General features: G+C 61.2%; 11 protein-coding genes and 1 pseudogene. 7 read left to right on the forward strand and 5 right to left on the reverse strand.

The features are described from left to right. The first annotated feature begins 248 nt into the window (after positions 1-248). The 5 genes from AB4N64_RS05295 (at position 249) to AB4N64_RS05315 (ending at position 5,660) form a co-directional block, all read left to right on the forward strand. Positions 249-1,388 (forward strand): ATP-NAD kinase family protein, encoded by a 1,140-nt coding sequence (locus AB4N64_RS05295; protein WP_460122601.1) that lies wholly within the window; start codon positions 249-251, stop codon positions 1,386-1,388. Continuing rightward, entirely contained in the window at positions 1,366-2,343 is a 978-nt protein-coding gene (locus tag AB4N64_RS05300) for a thiamine pyrophosphate-dependent dehydrogenase E1 component subunit alpha (RefSeq protein ID WP_460122603.1), read from the forward strand. The genes AB4N64_RS05295 and AB4N64_RS05300 overlap by 23 nt, the downstream gene beginning before the upstream one ends. A 33-nt stretch (positions 2,344-2,376) precedes the next feature. Continuing rightward, a complete protein-coding gene (locus AB4N64_RS05305; protein WP_460122605.1) occupies positions 2,377-3,396 on the forward strand; it encodes an alpha-ketoacid dehydrogenase subunit beta in 1,020 nt (339 codons plus the stop codon). Then, on the forward strand, positions 3,393-4,505 hold the full coding sequence (locus AB4N64_RS05310) for an acetoin dehydrogenase dihydrolipoyllysine-residue acetyltransferase subunit (protein ID WP_460122607.1): 1,113 nt from the start codon (positions 3,393-3,395) through the stop codon (positions 4,503-4,505). The genes AB4N64_RS05305 and AB4N64_RS05310 overlap by 4 nt, the downstream gene beginning before the upstream one ends. A gap of 90 nt (positions 4,506-4,595) precedes the next feature. Next, positions 4,596-5,660, forward strand: coding sequence for a 2,3-butanediol dehydrogenase (locus tag AB4N64_RS05315; protein WP_460126623.1), 1,065 nt, complete (start codon positions 4,596-4,598; stop codon positions 5,658-5,660). A gap of 442 nt (positions 5,661-6,102) precedes the next feature. Here the strand turns inward: AB4N64_RS05315 and AB4N64_RS05320 are convergent, their stop codons facing one another. Beyond that, on the reverse strand, positions 6,103-6,447 hold the full coding sequence (locus tag AB4N64_RS05320; RefSeq protein ID WP_460122609.1) for a DUF6124 family protein: 345 nt from the start codon (positions 6,445-6,447) through the stop codon (positions 6,103-6,105). A gap of 129 nt (positions 6,448-6,576) precedes the next feature. Here AB4N64_RS05320 and AB4N64_RS05325 point away from each other — a divergent pair, with 129 nt between their 5' ends. After that, a complete protein-coding gene (locus tag AB4N64_RS05325) occupies positions 6,577-7,224 on the forward strand; it encodes a LexA family protein (RefSeq protein WP_460122611.1) in 648 nt (215 codons plus the stop codon). 40 nt (positions 7,225-7,264) lie between these two features. On the opposite strand, the pseudogene AB4N64_RS05330 reads toward AB4N64_RS05325, so the two are convergent. From AB4N64_RS05330 to AB4N64_RS05345, 4 genes and pseudogenes are all read right to left on the reverse strand, one after another. Beyond that, positions 7,265-9,213, reverse strand: a pseudogene (locus tag AB4N64_RS05330) (acetyl/propionyl/methylcrotonyl-CoA carboxylase subunit alpha). Beyond that, on the reverse strand, positions 9,213-10,025 hold the full coding sequence (locus tag AB4N64_RS05335) for a gamma-carboxygeranoyl-CoA hydratase (RefSeq protein WP_460122612.1): 813 nt from the start codon (positions 10,023-10,025) through the stop codon (positions 9,213-9,215). The pseudogene AB4N64_RS05330 and the gene AB4N64_RS05335 overlap by 1 nt, the downstream one beginning before the upstream one ends. A gap of 128 nt (positions 10,026-10,153) precedes the next feature. Beyond that, a complete protein-coding gene (locus AB4N64_RS05340; protein ID WP_460122614.1) occupies positions 10,154-11,758 on the reverse strand; it encodes a carboxyl transferase domain-containing protein in 1,605 nt (534 codons plus the stop codon). A 97-nt stretch (positions 11,759-11,855) separates the two neighbouring features. Next, entirely contained in the window at positions 11,856-13,019 is a 1,164-nt protein-coding gene (locus tag AB4N64_RS05345) for an isovaleryl-CoA dehydrogenase (protein WP_460122616.1), read from the reverse strand. A gap of 180 nt (positions 13,020-13,199) precedes the next feature. On the opposite strand from AB4N64_RS05345, the gene AB4N64_RS05350 reads away from it, so the two are divergent. Continuing rightward, positions 13,200-14,897: an AMP-binding protein gene (locus AB4N64_RS05350; RefSeq protein ID WP_460122617.1), complete on the forward strand. Its 1,698-nt coding sequence runs from the start codon at positions 13,200-13,202 to the stop codon at positions 14,895-14,897. The last annotated feature ends 26 nt before the right edge of the window (positions 14,898-14,923 follow it).

Raw genomic sequence — 14,923 nt, forward strand, 5'->3', positions numbered from 1 at the left:
ACATTAAGCGCCGTTGATGACCCTTCGACAAGCACTGAAGCAAACCCGGCGTTCGCTGAGACGCGATGTCTCACGCACCGGGCGCGCTTTCGTGCAGCCTGATATGACGCGTCTCAAACGGGCTTGTTCGCGCACGCCTGTTTTATCGACGCGAGGGCTCTGCATCGGGCTCTGGAGGCGTTTTTGGCGGACCTGGCACCGGCCTTGCTCAAGCACCGGCCATCAAGAATAAAAAAGGTGCGCCACCCATGCCCAGCCAGTCTGCCGGTACCGCCGTCGGTTCGCTTGGAACACCGCTGACCGTCGGCATCATTGCCAACCCTGCGTCGGGGCGAGACGTACGGCGTTTGACCGCCAACGCCGGGCTGTTCTCCAGTACCGACAAGGTGTCGGTGATCCAGCGCCTGCTCGCGGCGTTCGGCGCCACCGGCGTCGAACGGGTGCTGATGCCGACGGACATGACGGGCATCGCCGCCGCCGTGCAGAAGAACAGCCAGGGCCGCCAGGCGCGGGACGGGCATTGGCCGACGGTGGAATTCCTGGACCTGACGCTGCGCCAGAGTGTCGAAGATACCCGCCAGGCCGCACGCTGGATGGCCGAGCGCGGGGTGGCACTGATCGCGGTCCTGGGCGGCGACGGCACGCACAAGGCAGTGGCTGCGGAGGTGGGCGATATCCCGTTGCTGACGCTGTCCACGGGGACCAACAACGCCTTCCCGCAGCTGCGTGAAGCGACCAGCGCCGGCCTGGCGGGCGGGCTATACGTCACCGGCAAGGTGCCGAGCGAGATTGCCTTGCGCCGCAACAAGCGTTTGCTGGTACGAGAGGCGAATCGCCGCTTGTGCGAGATCGCCCTGGTAGACGTGGCGGTCTCTTCGCTGCCCTTCGTCGGCGCCCGGGCCGTCAGTCATGGCGCCGATCTGGCGGAGGTGTTCGTGACCTTCGCCGAACCTCAATCGATTGGCATTTCCGCACTGTGCGGATTGTGGTGGCCCGTGTCGCGTCAGGCACCTTGCGGCGCGTGGATGCGGTTGGACCCACGATCTCCCGAAGCATTGCTGGTGCCCCTTGCACCGGGCCTGCTGCAGGGCTGCGCAGTGGCCGCCGCCGGCAGCCTGGAGCCGGGTGTCGCCACCGCCCTGTGCCTGTCCAGCGGCACGCTGGCCCTGGATGGCGAGCGCGAAATCGAGTTCAACGTCCATGACCGGCCTACCGTCACCCTCGATCACGCCGGGCCCTTGAGCATCGATGTCGATGCGGTTCTGGCCTATGCCGCACGCGAGCGACTGCTGGCCATCGGGCGCGAACATCCGCTGCACCCCATGAACGTTGATCACAGAAACCAAGACACCCTGGAGAATAAAAATGTCGACACAGCTGACTGCTGACCAATTGCTGCATGCCTATCGGGTCATGCGTACTATTCGCGCCTTCGAAGAGCGCCTGCATGTGGAGTTCGCCACGGGCGAGATTCCCGGTTTTGTCCATCTGTATGCCGGTGAGGAGGCGTCTGCCGCCGGAGTCATGGCGCACTTGGGCGACGACGATTGCATCGCATCCAACCACCGCGGCCATGGTCATTGCATTGCCAAGGGCGTGGACGTCTACGGAATGATGGCCGAGATCTACGGCAAGAAGACCGGGGTCTGCCAGGGCAAGGGCGGTTCCATGCACATCGCCGACTTCGAGAAAGGCATGCTGGGTGCGAACGGCATCGTCGGGGCCGGCGCGCCGCTGGTGGTGGGCGCGGCGCTGGCGGCCAGGCTGAAGGGCACCGACAGCGTTGCCGTGGTGTTCTTCGGTGACGGTGGCTCCAACGAAGGTGCGGTGTTCGAGGCGATGAACATGGCTTCGGTGTGGAACCTGCCTTGTCTGTTCGTGGCCGAGAACAATGGTTACGCCGAGGCCACCGCGTCCAACTGGTCCGTGGCCTGCGATCACATCGCCGACCGGGCGGCCGGCTTTGGCATGCCTGGTGTGACGGTGGACGGTTTCGATTTCTTCGCCGTGCACGAAGCGGCAGGGGCCGCCGTCGAGCGGGCCCGGGCGGGAGAGGGACCGTCGCTGATCGAGGTCAAACTGACCCGTTATTACGGTCACTTCGAAGGCGACGCCCAGACCTACCGGGCACCGGATGAGGTCAAGCATTTTCGCGAGCATAAGGACTGCCTGATGCAGTTTCGCGAACGCACCGTGCGCGCCGGCGTCGTCCAGCCTGGTCAACTGGACCAGATCGACAGCGAGGTCGAACTGCTGATCGAAAACGCCGTGTGCAAGGCCAAGTCCGACCCCAAACCCAGCCCAGCCGATCTGCTCTCTGACGTCTACGTGTCCTATCCCTGAACGCCTTTCATAACAAGAATCGAGAACTTCATCATGGCGAGAAAAATCAGTTACCAGCAGGCAATCAACGAGGCACTGGCCCAGGAGATGGGCCGTGATCCCAGTGTGTTCATCATGGGCGAGGATGTCGCCGGTGGTGCCGGTGCCCCCGGTGAGAATGACGCCTGGGGCGGCGTGCTGGGCGTGACCAAAGGCCTGTATCACCAGTTTCCCGGTCGGGTGCTGGATACGCCGCTGTCGGAAATTGGCTACGTCGGCGCGGCTGTGGGCGCGGCCACCCGGGGTATGCGTCCGGTGTGCGAGTTGATGTTCGTCGACTTCGCCGGCTGCTGCCTGGACCAGATCCTCAACCAGGCGGCCAAGTTTCGATACATGTTCGGTGGCAAGGCCACCACGCCCCTGGTGATTCGCACCATGGTCGGCGCCGGCCTGCGTGCGGCGGCCCAGCATTCGCAGATGTTGACCTCATTGTGGACGCACATTCCTGGCTTGAAGGTTGTGTGCCCGTCGTCACCCTATGACGCCAAGGGCTTGCTGATCCAGGCGATCCGCGACAATGACCCGGTGATTTTCTGCGAGCACAAAATGCTCTACAGCCTGCAGGGTGATGTCCCGGAAGAGCTCTACAGCATTGCATTCGGTGAGGCCAATTTCCTGCGTGATGGCAAGGACGTGACGCTGGTGTCCTATGGCAAGACCGTCAACACGGCCATGGATGCGGCACGCAACCTGGCGGGGCGTGGCATCGATTGCGAGGTGATCGACCTGCGCACCACCAGCCCTCTGGATGAAGACAGCATCCTGGAAAGCGTGGAAAAAACCGGACGCCTGGTGGTCATCGATGAAGCCAACCCACGCTGCTGCGTGGCCACGGATATCAGCGCCCTGGTCGCGCAAAAGGCCTTTGCTTCGCTAAAAGCGCCCATCGAAATGGTGACGGCGCCGCATACGCCGGTGCCTTTCTCCGACTCTCTGGAGGACCTGTACATTCCCGACGCGGCGAAGATCGAGGCAGCGGTGCTCAAGTTGATCGAGTGGAGCGCACATTCATGAGCCAGATCCATACCTTGACCATGCCCAAATGGGGCTTGTCGATGACCGAAGGCCGGGTCGATGTCTGGCTCAAGGAAGAAGGGCAGGTCATCGCCAAGGGCGATGAAGTGCTGGACGTGGAGACCGACAAGATTTCCAGCAGCGTCGAGGCGCCGTTCTCGGGTGTATTGCGTCGGCAGATCGCCCGCTCTGATGAAACGCTTCCGGTGGGGGCGCTGTTGGGTATCGTGGTGGAGGGCGAAGCCAGCGAAGCCGAAATCGATGCGCTGGTCGAGCAGTTCCAGGCCTCGTTCGTTGCGGGTGACGGCGCCGAGGAAGAGGCCGGGCCCACACCGCAGAAGGTCGAGCTGGGCGGTCGTCTGATTCGCTACTTCGAACGGGGCGAAGGCGGTATCCCTGTGATGCTGGTGCACGGCTTTGGCGGCGATCTGAATAACTGGCTGTTCAATCACGAAGCACTGGCGGCGGGACGGCGGGTGATCGCCCTCGATCTGCCGGGGCATGGTGAATCGGGCAAAAAACTGGAGCGTGGCGATCTCGATGAATTGAGCGAGGTGGTGTTGGCATTGCTCGATCATCTGGACATCCCTGCCGCGCATTTCGTCGGCCACTCCATGGGCGGCGCCGTAGCGCTCAACACGGCGCGCCTGGCAGCCCAGCGTGTGCGCTCGTTGGTGCTGATCGCCAGTGCTGGCCTGGGCGAAGACATCAACGGTGACTATCTCCAGGGATTTGCCCAGGCGAGCAATCGCAATGCCCTCAAGCCGCAATTGATCAAGTTGTTCTCCAATGCAGAGCTGGTCAACCGGCAGATGCTTGAAGACATGCTCAAGTACAAACGTCTGGAGGGTGTTGATAGCGCGCTGCGCGCATTGTTTGAGGGTGTGTTTGCCGATGGCCGGCAGCAGGTGGATCTGCGGGGGGTGATCGAAGACGCCCGTCAACCTGTCCTGCTGATCTGGGGCAGTGACGACGCAATCATTCCGGTGCGCCATAGCGCCGGGTTGCCGGCCCGTGTAGAGGTTCTGCCCGGTCAGGCGCACATGGTGCAGCTGGAGGCGGCCGAACAGGTCAACCGCCTGATCCTGGATTTTTTGCAACCCCTCTGACACTTGTCCGGCGTCCTGCGTGCGGGGCGCCGCGTACCACTGACCTTCAGGAGAATTGCCATGAGCCTTACCCATCCTTCCACCCGCAGCATGCGTGCCGCCGTTTGGCACGGTCGCCATGATATCCGCGTCGAAGACGTGCCTTTGCCTGTCTCGCCGCCGGCCGGCTGGGTGCAAATTCGCGTGCACTGGTGCGGTATCTGCGGGTCGGACCTGCACGAATACGTAGCTGGCCCGGTGTTCATTCCGGTTGATGCCCCGCACCCGCTTACCGGCATCAAGGGCCAGTGCATCCTTGGCCATGAGTTCTGCGGCGAAATTGTCGAACTCGGCGCTGGCGTCGAAGGTTTTAGCGTCGGTGAGCAGATCGCGGCGGATGCCTGCCAGCATTGCGGTCATTGTTATTACTGCACCCACGGGCTCTACAACATTTGCGAGAACCTGGCGTTCACGGGGCTGATGAACAACGGTGCTTTTGCCGAGCTGGTCAACGTGCCGGCCAACCTGTTGTACAAGCTGCCCGCCCATTTCCCGCCCGAAGCGGGAGCGCTGATCGAGCCCCTGGCAGTGGGCATGCACGCGGTAAAAAAGGCCACGAGCCTACTGGGGCAAAATGTTGTGGTCGTGGGTGCGGGCACCATCGGCCTGTGTACGATCATGTGCGCCAAGGCGGCGGGTGCGGCTCAGGTCATTGCCCTGGAAATGTCCGCGGCACGCAAGGCCAAGGCGCTGGAGGTGGGCGCCAGCCACGTGCTCGATCCCAGCCAGTGCGATGCTCTGGCCGAAGTCAGACGATTGACCGCAGGGTTGGGGGCCGATGTCAGTTTTGAATGCATCGGCAACAAGAACACCGCCAAATTGGCCATCGACCTGATCCGTAAGGCAGGCAAGTGCATTTTGGTGGGGATTTTCGAAGAGCCCAGCGAATTCAATTTCTTCGAGTTGGTGGCCACCGAAAAACAGGTACTGGGTGCGCTGGCCTACAACGGCGAGTTTGCTGATGTCATAGCGTTCATTGCCGACGGCCGCCTGGACATCACGCCATTGGTGACGGGACGCATTCAACTGGAGCAGATCGTGGGGCAGGGGTTCGAGGAATTGGTGAACAACAAGGAGCACAACGTAAAAATCATTGTGTCGCCAGCCCGCGTCTGAGCGGTTAGGAGAAGTTGGCCACTGGCGGGCGTCCTTCGCTGTAGCGGGGGGGCGTCCTCCTTGACGCTGGCATGGATCTTATTGAACTTGAGATTGATTCTCAAGTATTAATACCTGGTTTAGGACTGTCATTGCTCGGCGTGACTTGCCAACAGGCATTCTTTTGATATCATCCGCGCCATTGCAACATCCAAAGACTTCATTAGCCTGAAGGTCAAGCCAGAAAAAAACTGGCAAAAAAAAGACCCGGCAAAAAGCCGGGTCAAAAACCGTGATTAGCCTGATGAGGAGATGGTCCAAGAGACCGACCTAAGGTCACTTGGACAATCGACTGATCTCGCGACCAGTTGCTTGCAATAATAATCATTCTCGTTTGCAAGTCAAACGATTTTATCGACGCGACTGAAAATTTTTTGCCCCCCGCGGTAATGCCCCGTCTACATCATCCGTGATGAATTCCGTCCAGTGATCGGTCCAGCAACGCCTTGGCCATATCGATCATGTGCACCGTCGAATACGCCAGATCTCGATGAGCACCCTGAAGATGACTCGCCGACTCGCTTGCGGTGGCGGCAGCGCAGCGCAGCAGGTCTGACGCACGCACCAGTGCCTCCTCGCTGGTGACATTACGATTCACATCAAAAAAGCGCTCTTCCACCACCACCTCATCGGACACAACCGGTTTCAAGTAATAATCCAGTGCACGCTGTGCAGCGGCCGAGCCTTGGGGTGAGGTGAGGGACGTATCGATTTGCAGGTCGGGCAGTTCTTGATTAGGGAAAGTCATGGTGATGGCAAGCTCCGTGATGGATTCAGATCCGTGATGCGATCATAATACGAACTGTATTTGTATCTTTGATTTAAATACTACATTTTGTGTTTTGAACGGGGGATGCCCCGACGTATCGTGCCGCTCATGGATAAATGGATTGAATTGGTCAAGGCCAAGATGAGTGAACTCAACGTCACTCAGGAGATACTCGCTGACCGCCTCGGGATGTCCCAGGGTGGCGTCGGTCACTGGCTCAACAAACGTCGCCAGCCCGGAATCGAAGACATGAATCGCGTGCTCAAGGCGCTCGGCATGGATTTTCTCGAAGTGGCACTGGTTATCCGCGAACCGGATGCGTCCAGGGAGGAAAGCCAGGACCTGGTGAGAAAGTACAACCCGTACTTCCGTTACCCGGTGAGCAATTGGCGCGAGTCCTGCGAGGTGCGTGAAAACGAGGCTGTTGTCTACGACAAGGGGCGATTCGAACTCACCGACTATCACGCACAGGGCGCGGCGTTCTGGTTGACGGTGATGGGCGACGCCATGACCGCACCCAGTGGTGTCAGTGTCGCCGAAGGCATGATGATTCTGGTGGATCCGGCCATTGTGCCGGAGCCCGGAAAACTGGTGATTGCGCAATGGTCCGACAGCACTGAGGCGACCTTTCGCAAGTTGATCGAAGAAGGGGGGCAGCGTTATCTGGTCCCGCTCAATCCGACCTATCCGAAAGCTCTTTTCACCCAGGACTGCCGAATTATCGGCGTGGTGGTTCAGGCAACGGCCAAGTTCTAATCAGATCGGTCCTCGCAAAGCGTAGGACCGATCCTGATTTTCACGCTTCTTCCAGCTCGACCAACGCACTGCCTTCGCTGACCATCTCGCCTTCCTGGCAATACAGCGCCTTGATCACCCCGGTATGCGGCGCACGAATGCTGTGCTCCATTTTCATCGCTTCCAGCACCACCAGTTGCGCGCCGGCTTCGACCGTTTGCCCGGCTTCCACCAACACCCGCACGATGCTGCCGTTCATGGGTGCAGTCAGTCCGCCCTGGTGGCTGTGGCTGGCCTCGACCGCGCTGATGGGGTCGTAGGTCTCGACGCGGCGCCACTCGCCTTCCCATTGCACATGCACGACACCGCCGCGACGGATTGCCCGGTGCTGGCGGCGCAGGCCGTCGTGTTCGGTTGACAGCTGTTCGCCCTTGAGTTGCGCCGTGCCGGCATGACTCAATGTCAGCGACCGGTCCTGACCGTCGCAACTCAAGTGCTGGGTGATTTCCGACGGCAAGCCGGTGCGCATTCCGTTGCCGTTGGCCCAAGGCGAACCCGGGTCATCTGCGCGAATGGCCTGAGGCTGGCTTTGCGCAAATGCCTGCGCGGCGGCTTGCCAGAATGCCTCGCTGAGTTCTACCGGTGTTGGCAGCAGTTGGTCCTGGTAACGCGGGATAAACCCGGTATCCAGCTCGGCCGCCGCGAAGGCCGGATGGCCGATGATGCGGCGCAGGAAACTGATGTTGGTCCTGAGCCCGCCAATCGCGAACTCGTCGAGCATGCTCAACAGGCGCAGGCGTGCCTGTTCACGATCCTCGCCCCAGGCGATCAGCTTGCCGAGCATCGGGTCGTAGAACGGTGAAATCTCGTCGCCTTCTTCGACGCCGCTGTCGACCCGTCGCCCCGGGCCCTCGGCGGATTCGCGATACAACTCCAGACGCCCGGTGGCCGGCAGGAAATCATTGCCCGGATCTTCGGCGTACAACCGCACTTCAATAGCATGCCCGTTCAGCGGCACTTGATCCTGGGTCATCGGCAGCGCTTCGCCACGAGCGACGCGAATCTGCCAGGCCACCAGGTCGAGGCCTGTGATGGCTTCGGTGACCGGATGTTCGACTTGCAGGCGCGTGTTCATCTCCATGAAAAAAACTCGCCTCGGGCGTCCAGCAAAAACTCAACGGTGCCGGCGCCGACATAACCGATGGCCTGCGCCGATCGCACGGCCGCTTCGCCCATGGCGCGTCGTAGCTCCGGGCTCAGGCCTGGGGCGGGGGCTTCTTCGACGACCTTCTGGTGGCGGCGCTGAATCGAACAATCGCGCTCGTTGAGGTACAGGCAGTGACCGTGTTGGTCGGCGAAGACCTGGATTTCCACGTGACGCGGTTTCAGCAGGTATTTCTCGACCAGCATCCGCGAATCGCCAAACGAGGATTGCGCCTCACGCTGCGCCGAGGCCAGGGCTTCGGCCAATTGGCTGACGTCCTCGACCACCTTCATACCCTTGCCGCCGCCACCGGCCGTGGCCTTGAGCAGCACCGGGTAGCCGATCCGTTCACAAGCCTCACGAAAGGTGTCCAGGTCCTGGGCTTCGCCGTGGTAGCCGGGCACCAGCGGCACGCCAGCGGTTTCCATCAAGGCTTTGGCTGCGGATTTGCTGCCCATGGCATCAATGGCCGAAGCGGGCGGGCCGAGGAAGATCAGGCCGGCGGCTTCGATCGCACGGGCAAAGCCTGCGTTCTCGGACAGAAAACCATAACCCGGATGAATCGCCTGGGCGCCGCTGGCCTTGGCGGCGGCGATCAGTTTGTCGATTTGCAGGTAACTGTCGGCGGCCTTGCTGCCGCCCAGGTCGACGCGGATGTCCGCTTCGCGGCTGTGCCGGGCTTCACGGTCGGTCGCGCTGTGCACGGCCACGGTGGTCAGGCCCAGGGCCTTGGCGGTGCGCATCACCCGGCAGGCGATTTCACCACGGTTGGCCACCAGCAGAGAGGTAATCACAGGTGTGCTCATCAACGGGGCTCCTTGGTGGTGGGTGCTTGCCAGCTCGGTGTACGTTTTTGCAGGAAGGCGCGCAGGCCCTCCTGGCCTTCGGGGCTGACACGGATGCGGGCGATGGCGTTTTCGGTGTAGCGGCGCAGCGCCGGGGTCAGCGCACCGTGACCGACTTCGCGCAGCAGGTCCTTGCTGGCGCGCATGGCGGCGGGGCTGTTGAGCAGCAGGTTGTCGACCCATTGCTCGACCTTGGCTTCCAGCTCCGCCGATGGATAGCTTTCCGACACCAGGCCAAGCTCGCGTGCCCGTTGTCCGCTGAAGCGCTCGGCGGTCAGGGCGTAGCGACGGGCCGCGCGCTCGCCGATGGCTTGCACCACGAACGGGCTGATCACCGCCGGCGCCAAACCGATGCGTACTTCCGACAGGCAGAACTGCGCGTCATCAGCGCTGATGGCCATGTCGCAGCAACTGATCAGACCCAGCGCGCCGCCGAACGCGGCGCCTTGCACCACGGCCAGGGTCGGGATTTTCAGCTTGGCCAGGTTGTACATCAATTCCGCCAGTTCCCGGGCATCATCGAGGTTGGTGTGATAGTCGAGTTCGGCAGACTGTTGCATCCAGGCAAGGTCTGCGCCGGCGCTGAAGTGCTTGCCCCGACCGCGTACCAGCAGGAAGCGCAGGTGTGGATCGGCCGAGACCTTGTCCAGAGCGAGGATCAGTTCACGGATCATTTCGGCGTTGAAGGCGTTGTTCTTTTCTTCGCGGCTGAGCCACAGAGTGGCAAAACCCCTGGGGTCGCTCAGCAGTTCGAGGGTGTTGAATTCGTTCATGGCTTGCACTCTTTATTCTGTAGGAGCGAGCATGCTCGCGATGATCGTCAACGATGACGCTGGCTGTCTGATGACCCGCGGTGTCTGGGCTACCATCGCGAACATGCTCGCTCCTACAGAGGGCAGGATCACATCCGGAACACGCCGAAGCGGCTCGGTTCAATGGGCGCGTTCAGCGACGCGGACAAGGCCAGGGCCAGTATGTCGCGGGTCTGCGCCGGGTCGATGACACCGTCGTCCCACAGGCGTGCACTGGAGTAGTAGGGGTGGCCTTGTTCTTCGTATTGGTCGAGGATCGGTTGCTTGATCTCGGCCTCCTGCTCGGCACTGAAGCCCTGGCCACTGCGTTCGGCCTGTTCGCGCTTGACCTGCACCAGTACGCCGGCGGCCTGCTCGGCGCCCATCACGCCGATGCGTGCGTTCGGCCACATCCACAGGAAACGCGGATCGTAGGCACGGCCGCACATGCCGTAGTTACCGGCGCCGAAGCTGCCACCGATGATCACGGTGAATTTCGGCACCTGGGCGCAGGCCACGGCCGTTACCAGTTTCGCTCCGTGCTTGGCGATACCACCGGCCTCGTATTTCTGGCCGACCATGAAACCGGTGATGTTCTGCAAGAACAACAATGGAATCCCACGCTGGCACGCCAGCTCGATAAAGTGCGCGCCTTTTTGCGCCGCTTCGGCGAAGAGAATGCCGTTGTTGGCGAGGATCGCGATCGGATACCCGTGCAGGTGCGCGAAGCCGCACACCAGCGTCGTGCCGAACAGTGCCTTGAACTCATCGAATACCGAGCCGTCCACCAGCCGCGCGATCACTTCGCGCACGTCGAACGGTTGCTTGGCGTCCGCCGAAACGACGCCGTACAGCTCATCACTGGCGTAGAGCGGGGCGATGGGCGTGCGTTGCTGCACTTCACCGAGTTTGCGCCAATTCAGGTTGGCCACACTGCGCCGGGCGATGGCCAGGGCGTGCTCATCGCTTTCGGCATAGTGGTCAGCGACACCGGAGATTTTGCAGTGCACATCGGCACCGCCGAGGTCTTCGGCGCTGACCACTTCGCCGGTCGCCGCTTTCACGAGCGGTGGGCCGGCGAGGAAAATGGTCGCCTGTTCGCGCACCATGATCGCTTCGTCCGCCATCGCCGGCACGTAAGCACCCCCGGCAGTACACGAGCCCATGACCACCGCGATTTGCGGGATGCCCATGGCGCTCATGTTGGCCTGGTTGAAGAAGATCCGCCCGAAGTGCTCGCGGTCCGGGAACACTTCATCCTGGCGCGGCAGGTTCGCGCCACCGGAGTCCACCAGGTAGATGCACGGCAGTCGGTTCTGCTGGGCGATGGTCTGGGCGCGCAAGTGTTTCTTCACGGTCAGCGGGTAATACGAGCCGCCTTTTACGGTGGCATCGTTGGCGACGATCATGCATTCGACGCCTTCCACGCGCCCGATGCCGGCAATTACGCCGGCGGCCGGCACGTCTTCACCGTACACCTCGTAGGCCGCCAGTTGGCTGATCTCCAGAAACGGTGAGCCCGGATCCAGCAGGCGATTGATGCGTTCGCGCGGCAGCAGTTTGCCGCGTGAGGTGTGACGTTCCTGTGCCTTCGGGCCGCCACCTTGCTGCACCTGCGCGAGCAGGGTGTGCAGGGCGTCGACCTGTTTGAGCATCGCCGCGCTGTTGCTGGCGAACTCAGCGGAGCGTGGGTTGAGCTGGGTATGCAGGATCATGGCTTACTCCGTAAGCAGCTGTGAGCGGCAAGCTGCAAGCCACAAGTAAAAGCTGTTCTCTTGCAGCTTGTAGCTTGCGGCTGATAGCTGACGAAATTCATTTCGTCTCGTTAAACAGTTCGCGACCGATCAGCATGCGGCGGATCTCACTGGTGCCCGCGCCGATTTCGTACAGCTTGGCGTCACGCAACAGGCGACCTGCCGGGAACTCATTGATGTAGCCGTTGCCACCGAGAATCTGGATCGCGTCGAGGGCCATTTGCGTGGCGCGTTCGGCGCTGTAGAGGATCACGCCGGCGGCGTCCTTGCGCGTGGTTTCGCCGCGTTCGCAGGCTTGCGCAACGGCGTACAGGTAGGCACGGCTGGCGTTGAGTTGGGTGTACATGTCGGCGACCTTGCCCTGGATCAGCTGGAACTCGCCGATGCTCTGGCCGAACTGCTTGCGGTCGTGGATGTACGGCACGATCAGGTCCATGCAGGCCTGCATGATCCCGGTCGGGCCGCCGGAGAGAACGACACGCTCGTAGTCGAGGCCACTCATCAGCACTTTCACGCCGCCGTTGAGCACGCCGAGGATGTTTTCTTCCGGTACCTCGACGTCATCGAAGAACAGCTCGCACGTGTTCGAACCGCGCATGCCGAGCTTGTCGAACTTGTTGCTGCGGCTGAAGCCTTTCCAGTCGCGCTCGACGATGAAGGCGGTGATGCCGTGGGGGCCTTTTTCCAGGTCGGTCTTGGCGTAGATCACATAGGTGTTGGCGTCCGGGCCGTTGGTGATCCAGGTCTTGCTGCCGTTGAGCACGTAGTGGTCGCCACGTTTATCGGCGCGCAATTTCATCGAGACCACGTCGGAGCCGGCGTTCGGTTCGCTCATGGCCAGGGCACCGATGTGATCGCCGCTGATCAGCTTGGGCAGGTATTTGGTTTTCTGCTCGTGGTTGCCGTTGCGGTTGATCTGGTTGACGCAGAGGTTGGAGTGCGCGCCATAGGACAGTGCCACCGACGCCGAGCCACGGCTGATTTCTTCCATGGCCACGACGTGGGCCAGGTAACCCAGGCCGGCTCCGCCGTACTCTTCCGGCACGGTGATGCCGAGCAGGCCCATGTCGCCGAACTTGCGCCACAGGTCAGCGGGGAACAGGTTGTCGCTGTCGATCTGAGCGGCGCGCGGTGCGATCTCATTGGCGACGAAGGACTGAACCTGATCGCGCAGCATGTCGATGGTTTCACCGAGGGCAAAGTTCAGGGATGGGTAGCGCATGGGTCACCTTTTGGCTTTTTTGTAGGGTGGGGAGGGCAGTGATCCGGCTCTCACCTTTACGTTAACGTAAGCCTGTGACGAATGGCTGTCAATCACCCTTTACGTTAACGTCAACTTGAGCGACAGTAGGGGCAGGTCAATGTACAAAAACAACCCACAAAAAAGACAATAGGGGTCGTCATGGCTCAACCCAGTGCAGGTCCGCAACGCAGTTACACCCGTGGTTCCCAGGACAAAGCCTTGCTGGCGATGACCATCGGTCAGGCGTTCGATAACACTGTCGCGCAGTATCCGGACGGTGAGGCGCTGGTCGTGCGCCATCAGCAGTTGCGCTACACCTGGCGGCAATTGGCCGATGCCGTGGATCTGCATGCGCGGGCGCTGCTGGCGTTGGGGTTGCAGGCCGGTGATCGCCTCGGGATCTGGGCCCCCAATTGCGCGCAGTGGTGCATCAGTCAGTTTGCCAGCGCGAAGATCGGCGTGATCCTCGTCAACATCAACCCGGCGTATCGCAGCTCTGAACTCGAATACGTATTGAAGCAGTCCGGCTGCCAATGGTTGGTGTGCGCAGGTTCGTTCAAGACTTCCAACTATCACGCCATGATCCAGGGCCTGGTGCCCGAGCTGGCCGAGCAATCCATCGGGCAGTTGCAAAGTGAACGTTTGCCGGACCTGCGCGGCGTCATCAGCCTTGATTCGCAGGCCCCATCGGGTTTCCTGCCGTGGTCGCAGTTGGCTGATCTCGCGGCGGGTGTATCCGCCGAGCGACTGCGCGAACGTCAGGACAGCCTGCATTTTGACCAGCCGGTGAACATCCAGTACACCTCCGGCACCACCGGTTTCCCCAAGGGCGCGACGCTCAGTCACTACAACATTCTCAACAACGGATACATGGTTGGCGAAAGCCTAGGCCTGACCGCCAATGACCGGTTGGTGATCCCGGTGCCGCTTTACCACTGTTTTGGCATGGTCATGGGTAATCTCGGCTGCATCACCCATGGCACCACGATGATTTACCCCAATGATGCTTTCGATCCCCTGTTGACCCTGACCACCGTCGCGCAAGAGAAAGCCACCGCACTCTATGGTGTGCCGACCATGTTCATCGCCTTGCTCGACCAGCCCCAGCGCGCCGAGTTCGACCTGTCGACCCTGCGCACCGGCATCATGGCCGGCGCGACCTGCCCGATCGAAGTGATGCGCCGGGTCATCAGTGAAATGCACATGAGTGAAGTGCAGATTGCCTACGGCATGACGGAAACCAGCCCGGTGTCGATGCAGACCGGTCCGTCGGATGACCTGGAACTGCGCGTGACCACGGTGGGACGTACGCAGCCGCAACTGGAAAGCAAAATCATCGACGAGGCTGGCAACCTGGTTCCCCGCGGTACCATCGGTGAGCTTTGTACCCGTGGTTATAGCGTGATGCTGGGTTACTGGAACAACCCTGAAGGCACGGCGCAGGCAATCGATCAGGCTGGCTGGATGCACACCGGCGACCTGGCGAGCATGAACGACGAAGGCTACGTGTGCATTGCCGGACGCAACAAGGACATGATCATTCGCGGCGGTGAGAATATTTATCCGCGTGAGCTGGAAGAGTTCTTCTTTACCCACCCGGCGGTGGCGGACGTACAGGTGATCGGCATTCCGTGTTCGCGCTATGGCGAAGAGATTGTCGCCTGGATCAAGTTCCACCCCGGCCACAGCGCCACGGATCAAGAGTTGCAAGCCTGGTGCAAGGAGCGCATCGCGCATTTCAAGACGCCGCGTTACTTCAAGTTCGTCGAAGAGTTTCCGATGACCGTGACCGGCAAGATCCAGAAGTTTCGCATGCGGGAGATCAGTATCGAGGAGTTGGCTAGCAAGCAGGGCTGATAAAACCTGCTTTAGCTCTTGTGGGA

It is taken from the genome of Pseudomonas sp. S2_C03, assembly GCF_054668405.1.

Excerpts from the sequence above, each read along its gene's own strand:
- AB4N64_RS05295 (WP_460122601.1), top strand. The coding sequence starts at position 249 with ATGCCCAGCCAGTCTGCCGGTACCGCCGTCGGTTCGCTTGGAACACCG.
- AB4N64_RS05300 (WP_460122603.1), top strand. The coding sequence starts at position 1,366 with ATGTCGACACAGCTGACTGCTGACCAATTGCTGCATGCCTATCGGGTC.
- AB4N64_RS05305 (WP_460122605.1), top strand. The coding sequence starts at position 2,377 with ATGGCGAGAAAAATCAGTTACCAGCAGGCAATCAACGAGGCACTGGCC.
- AB4N64_RS05310 (WP_460122607.1), top strand. The coding sequence starts at position 3,393 with ATGAGCCAGATCCATACCTTGACCATGCCCAAATGGGGCTTGTCGATG.
- AB4N64_RS05315 (WP_460126623.1), top strand. The coding sequence starts at position 4,596 with ATGCGTGCCGCCGTTTGGCACGGTCGCCATGATATCCGCGTCGAAGAC.
- AB4N64_RS05320 (WP_460122609.1), bottom strand. The coding sequence starts at position 6,447 with ATGACTTTCCCTAATCAAGAACTGCCCGACCTGCAAATCGATACGTCC.
- AB4N64_RS05325 (WP_460122611.1), top strand. The coding sequence starts at position 6,577 with ATGGATAAATGGATTGAATTGGTCAAGGCCAAGATGAGTGAACTCAAC.
- AB4N64_RS05335 (WP_460122612.1), bottom strand. The coding sequence starts at position 10,025 with ATGAACGAATTCAACACCCTCGAACTGCTGAGCGACCCCAGGGGTTTT.
- AB4N64_RS05340 (WP_460122614.1), bottom strand. The coding sequence starts at position 11,758 with ATGATCCTGCATACCCAGCTCAACCCACGCTCCGCTGAGTTCGCCAGC.
- AB4N64_RS05345 (WP_460122616.1), bottom strand. The coding sequence starts at position 13,019 with ATGCGCTACCCATCCCTGAACTTTGCCCTCGGTGAAACCATCGACATG.
- AB4N64_RS05350 (WP_460122617.1), top strand. The coding sequence starts at position 13,200 with ATGGCTCAACCCAGTGCAGGTCCGCAACGCAGTTACACCCGTGGTTCC.